The sequence below is a fragment of the Paenibacillus sp. 8b26 genome (assembly GCF_050626875.1).
In the GTDB taxonomy this organism is placed as follows: domain Bacteria; phylum Bacillota; class Bacilli; order Paenibacillales; family Paenibacillaceae; genus Paenibacillus.
On sequence record NZ_CP192445.1, the window covers coordinates 4,806,939 to 4,824,570 of the forward strand.

The following is a 17,632-nucleotide window of genomic DNA, read 5'->3' on the forward strand; positions in this document are numbered from 1 at the left end:
CAAGACCTCTTGCATAGCCTATACAGTACGTTAAAACAAAGGAGGCGTTCTTGTGGGGGAAATGGAAAGAGGCTTCGGAGGAGTGTGGACATCAATAGCTGCTATTCTGACACTGTTTATTTTGTTAGTGATCATCTTGAAAACATTTCTCTTATAACATTGTGGGCTCTACTGCGTTGTACTGGTAGAGCCTTATTTGTTTGTCTGAATGCCCTGCCCTCGAGTAATCTCCTACATATGCTGAAGTGTACTACACATCAAAGGAGGGATCGAGCCATGGGTGGATTTGAAGGTGGTTACGGCGGTTGGACTTCTACTGGTGCAATTTTGGTACTCTTTATTCTGTTGGTTATCATCACTAAAGCAATTTGGATTTAGTTCGTAAATAATCGTGAAGGCAATGTTTAATAACTAACCACTCGGCTTCCCAAGCTGGGTGGTTTTGCTTTTCAACAAAACGACATGCCATACAGAGTGGAAAAAACAATTACAGGACATACTACTGGAAAAAAGATGAAAGAAGGATGCGTGTGCCGAGGCGTGGCAGCAGGTTCATTCGAAAACGTCGAATTGCATATACGGCATTGAGCATTACGGCATTGCTACTCCTTTTGCTATTACGGCTGGCCTGGATACAGGGGACGGCAGGTATCCACATGTCCGCTTACGGAGGGCATTCGCTCAAGGAAATGTCTGTACGACAGCGACAGGAGGGAATTGCAATCGACTCGGGGCGGGGGCAATTTACGGATCGGTACGGACGCCCGTTAACTGGGAGCGTGGCATGGACACCTGTGCTTTTTCCTGATGTAGATGGTAAAGCAGCCCTGCAGGGAGAACAGCTTGCCAAGCTGCTGCGGACAAATAAGAAGGAGCTGCTGGCTCGATGGAAGGGGCTGCAATCCCCGTTGTTATGGCGAGATGGGCGTGGAGAACCCCTGCATATCAAGCCTGATGAAGCGGACCAACTGCTTAGCCTCGCACCTTCTCTGGTAGAGCTTGTACCGTATTCGACACGCTATAACAATGTACCCAATGGCAAGCAGTGGCTTGGATTTCTGTACGAACGACCAGATCGACCGGGGCAATTGCCAATCGGGGCAGCTGGGCTGGAAAGAACGCTGGAGCCGCTGCTGAGCGGTGTCGGTGAAACGTTTGTTTCCCGGTTTGTGGATGCGCAGCGCCGTCCGCTGACTCATGTGCCGTTACGGGTCAGTGCGCCATCCAATGATCACTATCCTCTACAGGTCCAGACGACAATTGATCTTCCATTACAGCAGCAACTTGAAAAGCTGACGGAAACCAATCATCTGGCAGAAGGGGCGGTGGTTGTGCTGGATGCGGGGAACGCCGATGTGCTGGCGATGGTGTCTCGTCCCTTTTATAACCCTGGTCGCGTCGATCCCCAGCAGACTACAGGCTGGTCTAATCGCGCCCTCAAGGCGGTGACGCCCGGCTCCATTTTCAAGCTTGTTACGGCGGCGGCTGCGCTTGAATCGGGGGTAGTCCAACCGAAGGAGCAATTCCATTGTCACGGGACCTATGGGAAGTATGGTTTGGCATGCTGGAAAAAAGAAGGACACGGCGCTCTGAACCTGGAGGAAGGGCTCGCCGTATCCTGTAATATCGTGTTCGCTCATCTGGGTGAACGGCTTAGCCCTGCCCAAATTCAGGCCACAGCCTCTGCGCTCGGATTGAACCGGACCGTCGGCTGGCAAGAGCGGAATCTTGCAGGCATGTCGCAGTTCAGTCCGTTGGATCACGAAGAAAAGGGAGCCGTATTCGGCTCCCTTACAAATGCGACTGATCCGGGTGTACGTGTCCAGACAGCTATAGGCCAGCGAGACGTGCTGGTCACGCCCCTCCAAGTCGCCAATCTCGTCGTGACATTGCTGCATGATGGTCAGGTGCATGCTCCACGGCTGGTGAAGCACGTCGGCTACGCAGACGGAGGTACGTTGCTGGATCTGCCAGCTCACGCTTCTCCATCACCCGAAGGAAGCCATCCGATTCACGCTTCCACAGCTCGTACGCTTCGCGAAGCGATGGAGAAGGTCGTAGCCCACGGAACAGGTGCATCCTTGCGTGGCAAGTCGTGGCATCTGGCTGGAAAATCGGGCACAGCCCAGGCTCTAAAGGATGGTCAACCCGTGAATCACCAATGGTTTATCGGGTATGGCCCGGTGGAGCACCCTCGTTATGCCGTTGCCGTCTTGGTACAAAATGCGCCACAGCATTCTGCAAATCAGGCAACAGCACTGTTCGGTCAAGTGATGAACCTGTTAGCTCAATTTTCCTCGGTTCCACGAGGAGCTACACGATCCTCCTCCTGAATTTTGACGATAAAGGGAGGCTCCTCGAATTCCTCTGTCGGAAATCGAATCCATTGCTGCAAATAGCCTTGCTGCCATAATTCCTTCAGTAAAATGATCAGGATTGGAGACAGGATCAACCCGGCCAATCCGAAGATCGACAACGAGATGATGGCAAAGGAAAGCATCAGATAAGCGGATGAAATGCCGATGGAATTACCGGTGATTTTAGGCTCTGCGAGCTGGCGGACGATTACCGTAACAGCCATGACAATGAGCAGCCCTACAGCCAGGCCGGTGTTGCCCGTGATGAACAAATAGACTGCCCACGGAATAAAAATAACAGGTACACCCAGCAGTGGCAAAATATCGAACAAAGCCGCCACAAGAGCCAACGACAGGGCATTATCCACCTGCAAAATGAGTAAACCTATAAATACGAGAATAAAGGTAATTCCCACCAGCATGGCTTGTGCCTTCAGAAAGGCTGAAATCGCTTTGAGTACATGATTTTTCAGAAAAAGATAAGCGGTTTTAAGCGTCTTGGGTGTTTTACTGCGAGCAATGCCCTTCCAGAGATTGATCTCCATACTTAAAAAGAAAGCTAAAATAATGGCAACTGCAAAGTTGCCCATAAAGACAGTGAAGGAGCTGAGAAACTGTATGAAAAAGGATAGCCCCAGCTGTGCCCATTTGGTGGCAATAGCGGTCGCAGTTTCAAAATAATCGTTAACACGTTCGGTAATCCCCGGCGGTAAAGCGGCAATTTTATCTTGGGAAAGATGAAGATACCGCGTGAATTCCGTTTGGATAATTTGGGTATACTGTGGGAGATTTTGCGCCACTTTCGTAAATTGCGTAACGAGAATCAGACCCAGTCCAAAAAAAATAGCGAGTAAAAGGATGACAAACAGCAAAACGGAGAGCGCGGAAGCGAAGGGCTTCTTCATACCTTTGCGGTTGAAATAACGGGCCACAGGTTCAATGCACCAAAACACAACGAACGACAGGAACACAGGAGCCGCGAGCTGATACAGCTTACTGGAGACGAACATAATTAAATACACGGTTAATACAATCAGGCCGATATCAAAAACGGTCCGCCAATATTTTTTGTACAATGGTAGCATATGTATACAACGACTCCTTTAAGATTTTTACCTATTGTACACTAAATTGGATCTCTATGCTGCTTGTATAGGTACTCAAAGTAGAGAATCCAGTTCAGCAGTATAACCGCCTTGAGCAGCATGGGGTTAGACCCGTAGTTGATTGTTATGCTCAAGAAAGAATGCAGCAAAATCTCGGCACGCTTACGACTTTGTGATAACATATAAGTAAGTGAGTTTTCCTCAGAAGCCTGCTTGGTAGTCCAGAAATAGAAAAGTGGGGATAAAACGTGCAGACTTTGCTGTTATGGATGTTTTACATTTCAACTTTTTATGCTTTTATTCCGGCGCTGGTCAGTCGAATGTTTGGATTCCGGGTGTTTCAGCGGGGCAAAAGTAAGCAAGAGTATGCGCTCACCTTCGATGATGGTCCTGATCCAGTGTATACGCCGCAGTTGCTTGATTTGCTGAAGCGTTTTGATGCCAAGGCTACTTTTTTTGTCGTAGGCATACATGCGGAAAAACACCCGGAGCTTTTGAAACGCATGCATGACGAAGGTCACTTGATCGGTATTCATAATTATGTGCACAAATCGAATTGGCTTATGCGGCCCGTCACGGTCAGAAGACAGATTGCCCGGACAGAGGCTGTTATTCGCCGGGTAACCGGGGAAGGAACGACCTTTTACCGCCCACCATGGGGAATTGTGAATTTCTTTGATATTTCCAACTCGAATGGTCGCCGAATCGTATTATGGTCCTCCATGTTTGGGGATTGGAAGGCAAGCATCGGAGCAAAACAGTTGGCTGAGCGGATGCTCAAAAAGCTGAGAGGTGGCGAGGTGATGCTGCTCCATGACTGCGGTACAACACTGGGGGCAGACGCAGGCGCTCCGCAAAACATGCTGATTGCGCTGGAGAAGCTGTTGGTGGTTGCCCAAGAACGGAAGCTGCGCAGCGTACGTGTCGATACCTTATTTTGTCGTGAGTCCGCCAGCAGACCTGCTACTACCGAAAGATCCAATACGAGTTGGTTTAAAAGAACGTTAGTATTCGGATGGTTGCTGTATGAGCGGATATTTCACATTCTGTTCCGTCTACGTCCGGTGCGTAAGGAGGACACGATCTTTTACTACCGTCGGAGTATCTATCATGGGCCAAATGTGAACATGGAGAACGGCAGGTGGCTGGAAAAAGGGGACGCCATCGTCGAGCTGCATTTTGATAATAAAATGCTGTTTCAATTAGGCACAACCGCCAAGTCTATGGTACATTTGGCTATTCAACTGATTCGGATTGTGAAACGACAGCTTCCTGATCTAGCCTACCGGATTGCAGATGACCCCAAAATGAACGGTATTAAGGCCGTTTATGCAGTGAGTATGATTAACCGGGGCCCAGAGAAACTGGGTTTTCAGATACGAGATCTTCCCAAGGGACTGTTCAGGGTAGTGTCAACCATATATTTAAAGCTGTTATTTAGTGTTATCCATCCTTCCGGCCCAGAGCAGTTGCATGAAAAAAGGGACGTAATGGTGCCAAAGATGATTGTGATGCCGATTGATACTCTATTTGACCGTTTTTGGACAGGAAATTCATACCATACGGGTCAAGGCCACAGCACAACCGACTCACGGGACGCTGCTCCTGTTCTCCACAGCGGAGTGACCCAGGATACTAACGCTATTCAGGAAACAGTCAGAGCCTCACAAGCAGCGGATACAAGATCAAGTAGTTGAAATTAATGCTAAAAAGCCTCCCAATCCCTGTGATCAGGGTGTTCGGGAGGCTTTTGTTTATTCGTTTTAAAACATATCATGATAAAGATTAGATTTTCATAATACCGCCGTTGCTTGCATTGGTCACCAGCTTGGAGTAACGTGCCAGGTAACCTGTTTTAACTTTCGGCTCGAAGCCTTTCCAATTTGCGCGACGACGTTCAAATTCTTCGTCACTAATTTGCAGTTCAATCGTACGATTGTTCAGATCCAGCTCAATAATATCGCCGTCCTCAACAAAAGCAATAGGGCCGCCTTCTGCTGCTTCGGGGGAAATGTGACCGATGGAGATACCACGAGATGCGCCTGAGAAGCGTCCGTCTGTAATCAGGCCGACCTTGGCACCAAGTCCCATACCAACGATTTGTGAAGTTGGAGCGAGCATTTCAGGCATACCGGGTCCACCTTTAGGACCTTCATAACGGATAACAACAACATGGCCTTCTGCGATTTTACCGTTTGCGATGCCAGCCAGCGCATCTTCCTGTGAATCAAAGCAGATGGCAGGGCCTTTGTGATAACCACCAACAGACGGATCAACTGCACCGACTTTAATGATGGAGCCTTGCGGTGCCAGGTTACCAAACAATACTGCCAAACCGCCGCGTTCGGAATAAGGGTTGTCCAGCTTGTGGATAACATTGGTATCCAGGATTTCCTGACCCTCTACGTTTTCACGGATTGTTTTTCCGGTTACAGTAATACAATCACCATGCAGCGCGCCCGGCTTCTTCAACAGTTCATTCAGCACTGCGCTGACGCCGCCTGCATTATGAACATCCTCGATATGATAGTCGGAAGCAGGTGCCAATTTGGACAAATGAGGTACGCGGTTCGCCACTTCATTAATCCGTTCGATAGGGTAGTCTACTTCAGCTTCATGAGCCAGTGCCAATGTGTGCAATACCGTATTGGTGGAACCACCCATTGCCATATCCAGCGCAAATGCGTTATCAATAGCTTCTTTAGTCACGATATCACGTGGTTTCAGGTCCAACTTGATCAATTCCATCAATTGACGTGCAGATTGTTTAACGAATTCTTTACGTTCTTCCGCTACTGCGAGAATGGTGCCGTTACCAGGCATAGCCAGACCCATTGCTTCTGCGAGACAGTTCATGGAGTTCGCTGTGAACATACCTGAGCAAGAGCCGCAAGTTGGACAGCCGTATTGTTCTAATTCCAGCAGGCTTTGATCGTCGATTTTACCAGCCTGATATGCGCCTACACCTTCGAAGACGGAGGTCAGGGAGATCGAGCGTCCATTTTTGTCTTTACCAGCTTTCATGGGGCCGCCGCTGACGAAAATAGTCGGGATGTTCACGCGCAATGCGCCCATCATCATGCCGGGTGTGATTTTATCACAGTTTGGAATGCAGACCATGCCGTCAAACCAGTGAGCGGAGACAACAGTTTCCAGGGAGTCGGCAATAATTTCGCGGCTCGGCAGAGAATAACGCATACCAATGTGTCCCATGGCAATACCGTCATCTACACCAATGGTGTTAAACTCGAAAGGTACTCCGCCTGCCTCACGAATGGCTTGCTTGACAATTTTGCCGAATTCCTGCAAATGGACGTGGCCCGGTACGATGTCGATATACGAGTTACATACCGCGATAAATGGTTTGTCAAAATCTTCTTCTTTAACGCCCGCTGCGCGCAGCAAGCTGCGGTGAGGAGCGCGGTCAAAGCCTTTTTTAATCATATCGGAACGCATTTTCGTCTTAGCTGTCATGATGCTGGTTTCCCCCCAAAGTTCAAAAATGGTATGGCGTTCGAAAACGCCGAAATAGCGCAGATGTTTTCTAAAGAGTCTATCATACATGTGCTCATATTTCTACATATATAGAAAGTAATCGATTGGATTTTTGTGATGTCGGCCAAATATGAAAAAGCCCACTCCGCAATAAAGCGGGATGGGCTTGAGCTTGCTTTTATAGTGATGAAGGGTGTTTTATGTGGTACTGCACATTAATTTCTACCGCCTTTGCGTCCAATGTCCCTGTAAAAATCTTTGTCATGGGACTCAGCCGTAGCATCGCCACCGCGTTTACCAATTTCCTGATAAAATTCTTTATCATGGGAGTTAGCGGTAGCTTGCCCGCCTTTTTTACCAATCTCCTGATAAAATTCCTTATTGTGCTTCTTGGATGTAGCTTCTCCCCCCATACGACCTGCCTCTTCGCGACTCATTTTACCCTGATCCTGATTACGTGCCATGACAAATCACTCCTTTATGAAAAGTTGTTTTTTGTTGCGCGCATCCATTACTTACCACATCACGCCTTGATGAAACAGGCCCTTTGCTAAGTAAAGAGGGTCAGGGTCCGCCTGATTTTTCTTCTGATAGCGGATTGTCGCGTGCAGATACTTGAATCAGAATGGACATAAAAAATTATGCGGATCGTTTAAAAAGGTAAGGAGACGGTTTAAGCATCCAGTCGACCCGTGGCTCGATTAAAGGATGTGTTGCATTCCGCACCCAAGGCAGAGTCAGCAGACAGCACAGACCCGCAGCACACGCTACAATCAGCATCACTTCTACCGGAGTGTCTATATAATCGTAAATTCCCTTGGCAACAGTGGTGCGGACAATCAGACCATGAAGTAAAAAGACGTATAATGTCCGCCGCCCCATTTCAGTTATACGTCCAGTGACGGCTGGAACAAAGCTCAGAAACGCGATAGCCGCTATGAATTGCACTCCGTAAATGCCAATGCGGTAAATCCCCGCATACCATTCGGTATGACCCAGCTCACCATAAGTCATGCTGCCATACAGCCAGCCTGCCGGAATGCCGTAGTACGACGTTCCCGCCAGTACCATAAGCAGAAGGGATACAACGCCTGCGATCACACGAACTGGAGTCGTGAAGAAGCGGCGAACATCGGCATAATGCAGATGATACCCTGCTACGAAAAAGGGCAAATAAACAAAGGTTCTGCTTATGCTGAGCCAGATGCCATCCACTGGTAGATACCCGACAAGGATACCCAGCAGCACGGAGATACCTATTTGGACAACAGGCGGCATTCCCTGAAAAACAAGCATCAGCAGTCTCCAGCAAATATGACTGGCAAGGAACCAAAGCAGCAAATAAGGTGCGAAAAAAGAATGATGAATATGAGGGACATGGAAGAGCGCAGCATCCAATATCGAATAGAGGGTTTGGAAAATAAGATATTGCATACCGATCTGAAGCAAGACTTTCCGGCCTGCGTGCCCAGCTAACGATGTTTTGGCAAAGTACCCTGTAACGAGCACGAACAACGGCATATGAAACATGAATATCCAGCTAAACCATTGTTGGGCGATGTGAAGCGAGCCGACCAATGGCTCCAGAGCATTGCCTGCAAATACGCATATGATCAGCATAAAGCGCAAATTGAGAAAGAAGCTTTCTCCTTGTATGTCATGGCTTGTCGTCATGTAATTCCCTCCGAACGGCACTCAGCCGAGTAAACTCTGTATAAAATAATCCTTACAAGGAACAAGGTACGATACTCTGAGCCTTACCATTGTGATTTTATTCACAATGGTAAGCGCTATCATGTCCTTATTATGTGGCGGAAGCATGAACAGGGGGAAAAGACCGGGCTAATGTCTGGAAATGTCTTCTTATTTGACCCTGTGTGCGCAACGATGGTACCCTAACAAGGCTATAGATAAGCTGATTTGCGCAGCAAAAAAATTTCATACACAAGTCATGAATCATGAGGTACGAAATACGAAAGGAACATTTAAAATGAGAAGAAGAACGAGAAGATCATACAGCTCATATGGGACACGCGGTCCCCGGAAAATATGGAAAATTCTTTTGGGTATCCTGATTGTCATTGTGCTTATCGCAGGCTGGGGAGCATGGAAGGTATTTACGCCCTATCAGCCTGACAACACGGCCACTGCCGCATTAGCAGAAGTAGCCGATGCTGTGAAGGTGAACGAACAGGAGCATTGGATTGGTTTTGAGCCTGCAAAAAGAAATGGTATCGGAGTTATTTTGTACCCAGGTGCGTTGGTGAAGCCTGAAAGTTACGCTCCTTTGGCCCATCGTCTGGCGCAAAAGGGTCATCATGTGATCATTGCAAAAATGCCGCTGAATCTTGCATTGATTTCCCCGGATTTGGCAGGTGAGGTACTGAAGGCATATCCGAAAGAAACTTTTGTGATTGGAGGCCATTCGTTAGGTGGTGTTATAGCTGCCCGCTATGCGGCTGCACATCCCGATCAGGTCAAGGGCGTATATTTCCTTGCTTCCTACCCAGACAATAAGGGTAATTTGAAGGATAAAAATCTGCCGGTCATTTCCCTGCTTGGAAGTGATGATGGAATTATTAAAATGGATAGTGTTCAGAGTGGAAGAGCTTATCTACCAGCCAATACGTTGTATTTTACAGTTGAGGGCGGCAATCATGCCCAATTCGGCAGCTACGGAGCCCAAAAGGGGGATAACCCAGCGAAAATTAGCCCAGCCGAGCAATGGAATCAGACGGTTTCAGCTTTGCAGGACTGGATGAAAGTGAGTGTAGATTCAGCTCCAAAAAACCAGTAATGAGGAGGCGGGCTGCATGTCTGAGTTAGTCGTTCAGGGACAGCGGTTTCCATGCCGTGGCATTTTATTGGACAAGGATGGCACACTGCTGGATTTTATTCAGTTGTGGGGTCCCTGGGCCCGTTCTATACTAGATATGCTGGAACAGCATCTTGCCGTGGCAGGTACAAATTTTACGGTGGAAAAAGGCAGCATTCTGGGTACGATCCACGACCCTGAGGGGCGCGTGATCGGCTATGATCCTTCCGGCCCGCTGGCGATGGGGACAGTGGATGAAAGTACGGGCGTACTGGCTTGGCAGCTTTATACTGCCGGTGTACCATGGAATGAAGCAGTGAGGCTGGTTCGGGATTTTAACAAAACGGCGATGGCTGATGTGCGGCGACATCGGGCAGCGAAGGTGTTTCCGGGCTTACGGACGCTACTGGAGCAAAGCCGCCGTGCCGGATTGAAGCTGGCGGTCGTGACCTCTGACAGTACAGAGGCTGCGCAGGAGCACCTGGAGTGGATGGGGCTGACGTCTTATTTTGACGAGGTCATCGGACACGACAGGGTTACATACGGTAAGCCGGACCCGGAAATGGCTGAAAAAGCTTGCTCCTTGCTGGGACTGTCACCAGCGGATGTAGTTGTCATCGGAGACAGCAACGGGGATATGCAGATGGGCAAGCGTGCCGGGGTGCGGCGGGCCATCGGATTTGCGCCAGAGCCGGAACGTTCCGGTCATTTGCTGGATGCGGACATCATCGTCCGCGGATATGAAGAGCTGGAGGTGCGTGAAACATGGACAAAATAAAAACGTTGGCTGATTGGATACAGCAATCACAAAACATTGTTTTTTTCGGCGGGGCGGGTACGTCGACGGAGAGCGGTATCCCGGATTTTCGTTCGGCGGCTGGTCTGTATCAGAGTGAGGAAAAATTGCCTTATCCCCCAGAGGTTATGCTTAGCCGTTCCTTTTTTGTGAAGCATCCTGAAGTGTTCTTCGGCTTCTACCGTAGCAAAATGCTGCATCCGGATGCAGAGCCGAACGGCTGCCATCGTTTCCTTGCGTCACTGGAACAGCAAGGCCGCCTCAAAGCAGTTGTGACGCAAAACATTGACGGCTTGCATCAGGCCGCAGGCAGTATGAATGTGCTGGAACTTCACGGCTCGGTGCACCGCAATCATTGTATGGAATGCGGGCGCTTTTACAGTTTGAACGAAATGATGGACAGCTCCGAGGTAGTGCCCAAATGTCCGGTAGACGGGGGAATTATCAAACCGGATGTCGTTTTATACGAGGAAGAGCTGGATCAAGATACGCTTGTCCGGTCCATTCAAGCCATTTCGCAGGCCGATCTGCTATTCATCGGCGGAACCTCGCTGACGGTACATCCTGCGGCGGGTTTAATTACTTATTTTCACGGTAAACATACCGTGCTGCTTAATACAGACCCTACCTCGTATGATCACAAGGCGGATCTCCTGATGACCGATCCCATCGCCAAGGTTATGGCAGAACTCGGCAATCAATTAGGTTTGTAATCGTTTTCTTGTCAACGGACGGATAAAAGCGCTATGATGTTGTTGAATGGACATAACAATGTTTCGAGAGAGGCTGGGATAGCATGGTTTATTTGGCTGGCGATGATCGTTATGAAAGTATGAAATATAACCGCACAGGGAGATCGGGCCTTAAGCTTCCTGCCATTTCACTGGGCTTGTGGCACAATTTTGGTGGGATTAACAATGCGGAGAACGGCCGTAACATGGTTACCCGCTCCTTTGATCTGGGGATTACGCATTTTGATCTGGCTAATAACTATGGTCCTCCGGCGGGTTCAGCAGAGGAATTTTTCGGACAAGTGTTGGCTAGTGATTTGAAGCCGTACCGGGATGAGATGGTCATTTCAACCAAGGCGGGCTACTATATGTGGCCAGGACCTTATGGTGATTGGGGTTCACGCAAGTATCTGATATCCAGTCTGGATCAGAGCTTGAAGCGGTTGGGGCTGGATTATGTCGACATATTCTACTCCCACCGTTTTGATCCTGATACGCCGCTGGAGGAAACAATGCAGGCTCTGGATCATATCGTACGTTCCGGCAAAGCGTTGTATGTGGGCGTGTCTAATTATAGCGCGGAGCAAACGGCAGAAGCCGCTCGTATTTTGAAGGAGCTGGGAACACCGATGCTGATTCATCAGCCAAAATATTCTCTGCTCGACCGTTGGATTGAAAACGGATTGCAGGATGTACTGGACGAAAATGGGATCGGCAGTATTGCCTTTTGCCCACTGGCTCAGGGATTGCTGACCAATAAATATTTGAACGGAATTCCCGAGGATTCTCGGGCGGCGAGTACGTCTGTTTTCTTAAATGAGAACCATGTGACGCCAGAAACGCTCCGTAAGGTGCGCGCCTTGAATCAGATGGCGGCTGCACGCGGACAAAGCTTGGCCCAATTTTCACTTGCCTGGTCTCTGCGCGGCGGTCGCTTAACCTCTGCTCTGATTGGGGCAAGCCGTGTGAGTCAAATTGAAGAAAACGTTGCTGCCTTGTCCAATCTGGACTTTTCACAGGAAGAACTGGATCGGATTGATTCGATTCTGAATGCTGGGAACGGACAGGACGGCGGCACAGCCTAAAGGCCCCAAAATATTCCATCATCATCGGTATAACACGTGCATGTTCTCATATCCGAAATACACGCAACAGCCCGCATCTTTGAAGGATGCGGGCTGTTTGCCATGTTCCGAACCATACGGATTGGTCGTTGCTTATGCTGCAACGGAGGATCAATCCCCGAACGGAGCAGGCATAATAAATGAACGATTAAAGCCTGCTAAGGTTGCGGATATTGCTGAACCTTGCTTCGATACTGAGTTGGCGACTGACCGCAGAAGCGCTTGAATTGACGTGAGAAATACAAAGCGTCGGTCAATCCCACCGAAGCGGCCACCTGCTCCACCGAAAGCTCGGGACGCTCGCGCAGCAGTTGGCGAGACTTGTCAATTCGCAGCTTGAGCAGATAGGTAACAGGGGAGACGCCTGTTTCCTTCTTGAATATGCGTGACAAATACGCACGGTTATAACCAAGTCCTTCGGACATTTGTTCGATAGAAACGGGATGTGCATATTGAGTGGACATATATTGGACCATCTGCTTGACCGTCCGCCGAATTTGCGAATCCGCCCCGGTCGGGTCAGACCAGTTGCTTAAATGATTACCGGCTTCCCCCATGATCAGATACAGATAGCCAAGGGCTGCAAGATGTGAGCTGAATTTTCGGCTGTAAAAGGCTAACTGCATCTGCTCCAAATAGCCGGGGATCAGGCTCTCACTGGAAGCGTGGAAGACAGGCTGATGCACGTGTAGCCCTGCTTCCTGCACCATCTGTTCGGTATGCTGTCCCGTAAATGCAGACCAGCGATACCGCCACGGTTCCTCTTCATCGGAGGTGTAGCTTACAAGCTGACCGGGATGGATCAGGAAAAAATCGTTTTTTTCAAGCTGATATGCGTGCTGCTCTGTTCGGAAGATCCCTTTTCCCGATTCCACGAAATGGAGTAGATAGTAATCATAGAGCTTCGGCCCAACAGCATGACCGGATTTGGTTTGGCTCTCCCCGGCAAAAAGCACGTGCAGTGGGCTATTTTCATAAAAGACCGGATTGGAGGCCACAGCATAACTATATGAATGCGTTTGCAAATAGGGTCATCCTTCCTAGATTTGTGAATGGTTTAATAGATGCGGTATACTTACATTGTACATATCCAAGTCACATTTATCCATAGCTTTAACACATGGATGCATTACATTATTTAACGCTTTCATTTATACTGAAATCATAAGAAGTGTCAACCTGATTAAGTTTGTTACAGGGAAGTCAGGGGGCCTTTACTAACGGTGATGAGGTGGATGCGGATATGAACACTACTGAAATAAAGAAACGTTTTATCGACAAATATGGTGAAAGCAGCCATGAGCTGCGGATATTTCATGCTCCCGGGCGTGTCAATTTGATTGGGGAGCATATCGACTACAACGGTGGTTATGTACTCCCGGCTGCACTGGAATTCGGTACAACGCTGATTCTTCGTGCACGAAATGATGATGAGATTCATTTTGCTTCAACAAACCTGTCATATGAAGTGTCCATACCGCGTGGAGAAATAGGTAACAACAAAACGGACGAATGGGTGGACTATCCAGTGGGTGTGATGGTGGAGCTGGCTAAAAAGGAAGTTTATCCGTCTAGCGGATACGACCTGCTCTATCATGGAGAAATACCGAATGGTGCCGGATTGTCATCATCTGCTTCCATTGAGGTCGTAACAGGCTACGCGCTGCTCACTGCCGAAAAGCAGGCAACAGACACGGTTGAAATTGCGCTGTTGTCCCAGCGGGCAGAAAACAATTACGTGGGTGTCAATTGCGGTATTATGGATCAGTTCGCTGTAGCGAACGGTGCGGCTGACCATGCCATTCTGCTGATGTGCGATACGCTGGAGTATCGCAAGGTGCCTTTCCGCACAGGAGTTTATAAGCTGGTCATCGGCAACACGAATAAGCGCCGCGGGCTGGTGGATTCAGCCTATAATGAGCGTCGCAGCCAATGCGCCGAGGCGTTGTCGATATTGCAACAGCAGGAGCCGTCGCTGGAATATCTCGCTCAGCTGGATGAAGCCCGCTTCGGTAAGCTCCAGCATTATATTGCGGATGAAACAGTACGCCGCCGGGCACAGCATGTGGTGGAGGAAAACGCTCGTGTGCTGGCTTCCGTCGATGCCCTTGCGGCGAATGATCTTGCAGCCTTTGGACAGTTGATGAACGCTTCACATGATTCGCTACGCGATCTGTATGAGGTCAGCTGTACGGAGCTGGATGTAATGGTGGAAGAAGCAAGACGTATTCCCGGCACGCTGGGCTCGCGTATGACGGGAGCCGGATTTGGGGGCTGTACGGTTTCACTGGTTCATGAGGACGATGTGGAACGGTTTGTGAAGGAAGTCGGCGAAGCTTATCAGACCCGGACAGGGCTGGAAGCCAGCTTTTATGTATGTAAGGCGGGAGACGGAGTTAAAGAACAGAAGGAGGACGAATAACATGGCCATTTTAGTAACAGGCGGAGCCGGATATATCGGTTCACATACCGTAGCAGAACTGTTGGATCGGGGAGAAGAAGTTGTGGTGCTGGACAATTTGCAGACCGGGCACAAGGCAGCACTGCTCGGAGGAAAGCTGTATGAAGGTGATCTGAGAGATAAAGAATTGCTGTCCAGACTGTTTTCCGAAAATAGTATCGACGCGGTTATCCATTTTGCAGCCAACTCGCTGGTTGGGGAAAGTATGCAAAATCCGGGTAAATATTATGACAACAACGTATTCGGCGCGTTGAGCTTGCTGGAGGCCATGAAAGATGCTGGTGTGCACAGGATCGTATTTTCCTCCACTGCGGCTACCTACGGCGAACCGGAAAAGGTGCCGATTGAAGAGGGAGACCGTACAGAGCCAACGAATGTATATGGTGAAACGAAGCTGATGATGGAGCGCATGATGTCGTGGTTTGATAAAGTATTGGGCATCAAATATGTGTCCTTGCGGTACTTTAATGCGGCTGGTGCGCATGAGAGCGGCAAAATCGGTGAGGATCATCGTCCGGAAAGTCATCTGATTCCGCTGGTACTTCAGACAGCACTGAAACAGCGCCCGCACATCGCGGTGTTTGGTGAGGACTATGCTACACCTGACGGAACGTGCATCCGGGATTACATTCATGTGAGCGATCTGGCAGATGCCCATGTGCGTGCGGTGAATTATTTGCGCGAAGGCCATGACAGCAACGTGTTTAATCTGGGTAACGGACAGGGCTTCTCGGTGAAGGAAGTTATCGAGACGGCACGCAAGGTCACTGGGCTCGACATTCCGGTCGTTACAGAGCCACGTCGCGCAGGTGATCCGGCAGTATTGGTTGCCTCTTCTGACAAGGCACGTTCGGTGCTGGGCTGGAGTCCGGCGCGTACCCAACTGGAGGACATTATGAGCGGAGCATGGGGCTGGCATCAGTCGCACCCTCAGGGCTACGGCGACGAATAGACGGGAGACGATGACATAATGAGCGAGAGTCAATCCGCAGATAGAGGTCAAGGCCGGGAACATTCCCGGCATGCGGCCCATGACATCGATGAAACTATACAGCAAGCCGCTCTGTATGCGATTGAGCAACTGGTTGCATTCGCACAAAACAGGGGATTGATTGGTCTGCAAGATACAGATTACAGCCGTAATCTGCTGCTGGAGCAGTTCGGGTTTTCGGAGCCTTATTCTGGCGGGGAGGCAGGGGGCATCACAGCCCCCGAAGTTCTCCAGCCAGTGCTTAATGTATTGATTGATTATGGGTATGCGATTGGACTTATATCGGAAAACACAGATACGTACCGTGATTTGCTGGATTCCAAAATCATGGGTCTGCTGATGGCAAGACCGTCTGAAGTCATCCGTGATTTTCGCCAAACGGAGGCCGAACGAGGCATAGAGGCAGCGACAGATGCTTTTTATCAATTGTCTATCGACTCGAATTACATCCGAATGGACCGCGTTGCCAGCAATGTGTACTGGAACCAGCAGACACCGTACGGGGATATGGAAATCACGATTAATCTGTCCAAGCCGGAGAAAAGTCCGAAGGAAATCGCAATGGCGAAGCTTCTTCCGCCGCCTGTCTATCCTAAATGTCAATTATGCCGTGAAAACGTTGGGTATGCCGGAAGGGTGAATCATCCGTCCCGCCAAAACCTGCGCATCATTCCGTTGGAATTGAATGGGGAACCGTGGTTCTTCCAATATTCGCCCTATGTGTACTACAACGAGCATTGTATTGTGTTCCATCATGATCATGTGCCGATGAAGCTTACAAAGGATACGCTGCGGCGGTTGCTGGCATTTACGAAAGCGTTCCCGCACTATTTTATCGGTTCCAATGCCGATCTGCCGATTGTCGGAGGATCTATTCTGACTCACGATCACTTTCAAGGTGGACGTCATACGTTCCCGATTGAAAAATCGGGTGTGGACGTTGTGTACCGCAATGAAGCCTTCCCGCAAGTCACAGCAGGTATTGTGAACTGGCCGATGTCAGTGATCCGCTTTACTTCAACGGATGTCGAAGCGTTGCTGGAGGCGGGAAATGCCGCTTTTGAAGCCTGGAAGGCATACAGCGATCCCGCAGTGGATGTCCTCTCTCATACGGAGCAAGACGGAGAAGCGGTGCCGCATAATACGGTGACACCGATTGTACGCCGGGATGCGGAAGGAAAGTACCAGATGGATCTGGTGCTGCGCAACAACCGGACGAGTGATGAGTACCCGGAAGGTATATTTCATCCTCATCGCGAGATGCATCATATCAAGAAGGAAAATATCGGTCTGATCGAGGTTATGGGACTTGCGATTTTGCCGGGGCGGCTTAAGGATGAACTGGATGGTATTGCAGATATTTTATGCGGTAACGACGAGCTGGCTATAGCTATGCAGCAGGAAGGGCATCCGCTATTCAAGCATGCGGACTGGATTTACCAGTTAGAAACCCGATTCGGTCGCCTGCCTGACAAGGAGACGGCTGTTCGTACCGTACAAAATGAGGTCGGACTGAAATTCAGTGAAATATTGGAGCATGCAGGGGTGTACAAGCGCAATTCGGAAGGTCAGCAAGCGTTTGGACGATTTATACAGCAACTGGGTTATACTACAGGGGAATAAAATAAATGCAGGTAGCGCATAATACTGTGCGAGAACCCTCCCAAGATATGACATGGAACCATGCTCCTTAAGGAACATGGTTTTTTTTTCTGAAAAAGAAGCAAATTTGTTTACTGTAACTGAGAAGGTTATA

Annotated in this window: 15 protein-coding genes; 10 read left to right on the forward strand and 5 right to left on the reverse strand. The window is 49.2% G+C overall.

The genetic code is table 11. The features are described from left to right. Positions 1–276 precede the first annotated feature (276 nt). Both ACQ4MX_RS22415 and ACQ4MX_RS22420 read left to right on the forward strand, forming a co-directional pair. On the forward strand, positions 277–378 hold the full coding sequence (locus ACQ4MX_RS22415; RefSeq protein WP_082067271.1) for a sporulation protein YjcZ: 102 nt from the start codon (positions 277–279) through the stop codon (positions 376–378). Positions 379–524: 146 nt separating this feature from the next. Further along, positions 525–2,333: a peptidoglycan D,D-transpeptidase FtsI family protein gene (locus tag ACQ4MX_RS22420; RefSeq protein ID WP_431087388.1), complete on the forward strand. Its 1,809-nt coding sequence runs from the start codon at positions 525–527 to the stop codon at positions 2,331–2,333. Here ACQ4MX_RS22420 and ACQ4MX_RS22425 read toward each other — a convergent pair. Next, positions 2,288–3,442: an AI-2E family transporter gene (locus ACQ4MX_RS22425; protein ID WP_431087390.1), complete on the reverse strand. Its 1,155-nt coding sequence runs from the start codon at positions 3,440–3,442 to the stop codon at positions 2,288–2,290. The genes ACQ4MX_RS22420 and ACQ4MX_RS22425 overlap by 46 nt on opposite strands. Positions 3,443–3,711: 269 nt before the next feature. Between ACQ4MX_RS22425 and ACQ4MX_RS22430 the strand changes: the two genes are divergently transcribed. Continuing rightward, positions 3,712–5,160 (forward strand): polysaccharide deacetylase family protein, encoded by a 1,449-nt coding sequence (locus ACQ4MX_RS22430; RefSeq protein WP_431087391.1) that lies wholly within the window; start codon positions 3,712–3,714, stop codon positions 5,158–5,160. Between the two features lie 88 nt (positions 5,161–5,248). Here ACQ4MX_RS22430 and ilvD read toward each other — a convergent pair whose 3' ends face one another. The 3 genes from ilvD to ACQ4MX_RS22445 all read right to left on the reverse strand — a co-directional run bounded on the left by ilvD (position 5,249) and on the right by ACQ4MX_RS22445 (position 8,632). Then, a complete protein-coding gene (gene ilvD / locus ACQ4MX_RS22435; protein WP_044648168.1) occupies positions 5,249–6,937 on the reverse strand; it encodes a dihydroxy-acid dehydratase in 1,689 nt (562 codons plus the stop codon). A 236-nt stretch (positions 6,938–7,173) separates the two neighbouring features. Further along, positions 7,174–7,422 carry a KGG domain-containing protein gene (locus ACQ4MX_RS22440; RefSeq protein ID WP_014282920.1) on the reverse strand — a complete coding sequence of 83 codons (249 nt, stop codon included), beginning with the start codon at positions 7,420–7,422 and terminating at the stop codon, positions 7,174–7,176. 175 nt (positions 7,423–7,597) lie between these two features. Next, a complete protein-coding gene (locus tag ACQ4MX_RS22445; RefSeq protein WP_431087393.1) occupies positions 7,598–8,632 on the reverse strand; it encodes an acyltransferase family protein in 1,035 nt (344 codons plus the stop codon). Positions 8,633–8,948: 316 nt separating this feature from the next. Between ACQ4MX_RS22445 and ACQ4MX_RS22450 the strand changes: the two genes are divergently transcribed. The 4 genes from ACQ4MX_RS22450 to mgrA all read left to right on the forward strand — a co-directional run bounded on the left by ACQ4MX_RS22450 (position 8,949) and on the right by mgrA (position 12,385). Continuing rightward, positions 8,949–9,755, forward strand: a complete 807-nt coding sequence (locus ACQ4MX_RS22450; protein ID WP_431087394.1) for an alpha/beta fold hydrolase — start codon at positions 8,949–8,951, stop codon at positions 9,753–9,755. A gap of 16 nt (positions 9,756–9,771) precedes the next feature. Continuing rightward, positions 9,772–10,551: an HAD family hydrolase gene (locus ACQ4MX_RS22455; RefSeq protein WP_431087395.1), complete on the forward strand. Its 780-nt coding sequence runs from the start codon at positions 9,772–9,774 to the stop codon at positions 10,549–10,551. Further along, positions 10,539–11,282 (forward strand): NAD-dependent protein deacylase, encoded by a 744-nt coding sequence (locus tag ACQ4MX_RS22460; RefSeq protein ID WP_431087396.1) that lies wholly within the window; start codon positions 10,539–10,541, stop codon positions 11,280–11,282. Before ACQ4MX_RS22455 ends, ACQ4MX_RS22460 begins: the two co-directional genes overlap by 13 nt. Before the next feature lie 83 nt (positions 11,283–11,365). Beyond that, complete coding sequence (gene mgrA, locus ACQ4MX_RS22465; protein ID WP_431087397.1) at positions 11,366–12,385, forward strand: L-glyceraldehyde 3-phosphate reductase; 1,020 nt, start codon at positions 11,366–11,368, stop codon at positions 12,383–12,385. 197 nt (positions 12,386–12,582) lie between these two features. Here mgrA and ACQ4MX_RS22470 read toward each other — a convergent pair whose 3' ends face one another. Next, positions 12,583–13,449 (reverse strand): helix-turn-helix domain-containing protein, encoded by an 867-nt coding sequence (locus ACQ4MX_RS22470; RefSeq protein ID WP_431087398.1) that lies wholly within the window; start codon positions 13,447–13,449, stop codon positions 12,583–12,585. A 218-nt stretch (positions 13,450–13,667) separates the two neighbouring features. Here ACQ4MX_RS22470 and ACQ4MX_RS22475 point away from each other — a divergent pair, with 218 nt between their 5' ends. From ACQ4MX_RS22475 to ACQ4MX_RS22485, 3 genes are read left to right on the forward strand one after another with little or no spacing between them, the layout of a single operon-like run. Next, positions 13,668–14,846: a galactokinase gene (locus ACQ4MX_RS22475; RefSeq protein WP_134913181.1), complete on the forward strand. Its 1,179-nt coding sequence runs from the start codon at positions 13,668–13,670 to the stop codon at positions 14,844–14,846. Position 14,847: 1 nt separating this feature from the next. Then, positions 14,848–15,837 (forward strand): UDP-glucose 4-epimerase GalE, encoded by a 990-nt coding sequence (galE, locus tag ACQ4MX_RS22480; RefSeq protein ID WP_431087399.1) that lies wholly within the window; start codon positions 14,848–14,850, stop codon positions 15,835–15,837. 18 nt (positions 15,838–15,855) lie between these two features. After that, complete coding sequence (locus tag ACQ4MX_RS22485) at positions 15,856–17,499, forward strand: UDP-glucose--hexose-1-phosphate uridylyltransferase (protein WP_431087400.1); 1,644 nt, start codon at positions 15,856–15,858, stop codon at positions 17,497–17,499. The last annotated feature ends 133 nt before the right edge of the window (positions 17,500–17,632 follow it).

Coding starts and splice junctions, on each gene's coding strand:
- ACQ4MX_RS22415 (WP_082067271.1), top strand. CDS start 277: ATGGGTGGATTTGAAGGTGGTTACGGCGGTTGGACTTCTACTGGTGCA.
- ACQ4MX_RS22420 (WP_431087388.1), top strand. CDS start 525: ATGCGTGTGCCGAGGCGTGGCAGCAGGTTCATTCGAAAACGTCGAATT.
- ACQ4MX_RS22425 (WP_431087390.1), bottom strand. CDS start 3,442: ATGCTACCATTGTACAAAAAATATTGGCGGACCGTTTTTGATATCGGC.
- ilvD (WP_044648168.1), bottom strand. CDS start 6,937: ATGACAGCTAAGACGAAAATGCGTTCCGATATGATTAAAAAAGGCTTT.
- ACQ4MX_RS22440 (WP_014282920.1), bottom strand. CDS start 7,422: ATGGCACGTAATCAGGATCAGGGTAAAATGAGTCGCGAAGAGGCAGGT.
- ACQ4MX_RS22445 (WP_431087393.1), bottom strand. CDS start 8,632: ATGACGACAAGCCATGACATACAAGGAGAAAGCTTCTTTCTCAATTTG.
- ACQ4MX_RS22450 (WP_431087394.1), top strand. CDS start 8,949: ATGAGAAGAAGAACGAGAAGATCATACAGCTCATATGGGACACGCGGT.
- ACQ4MX_RS22455 (WP_431087395.1), top strand. CDS start 9,772: ATGTCTGAGTTAGTCGTTCAGGGACAGCGGTTTCCATGCCGTGGCATT.
- ACQ4MX_RS22460 (WP_431087396.1), top strand. CDS start 10,539: ATGGACAAAATAAAAACGTTGGCTGATTGGATACAGCAATCACAAAAC.
- mgrA (WP_431087397.1), top strand. CDS start 11,366: ATGGTTTATTTGGCTGGCGATGATCGTTATGAAAGTATGAAATATAAC.
- ACQ4MX_RS22475 (WP_134913181.1), top strand. CDS start 13,668: ATGAACACTACTGAAATAAAGAAACGTTTTATCGACAAATATGGTGAA.
- galE (WP_431087399.1), top strand. CDS start 14,848: ATGGCCATTTTAGTAACAGGCGGAGCCGGATATATCGGTTCACATACC.
- ACQ4MX_RS22485 (WP_431087400.1), top strand. CDS start 15,856: ATGAGCGAGAGTCAATCCGCAGATAGAGGTCAAGGCCGGGAACATTCC.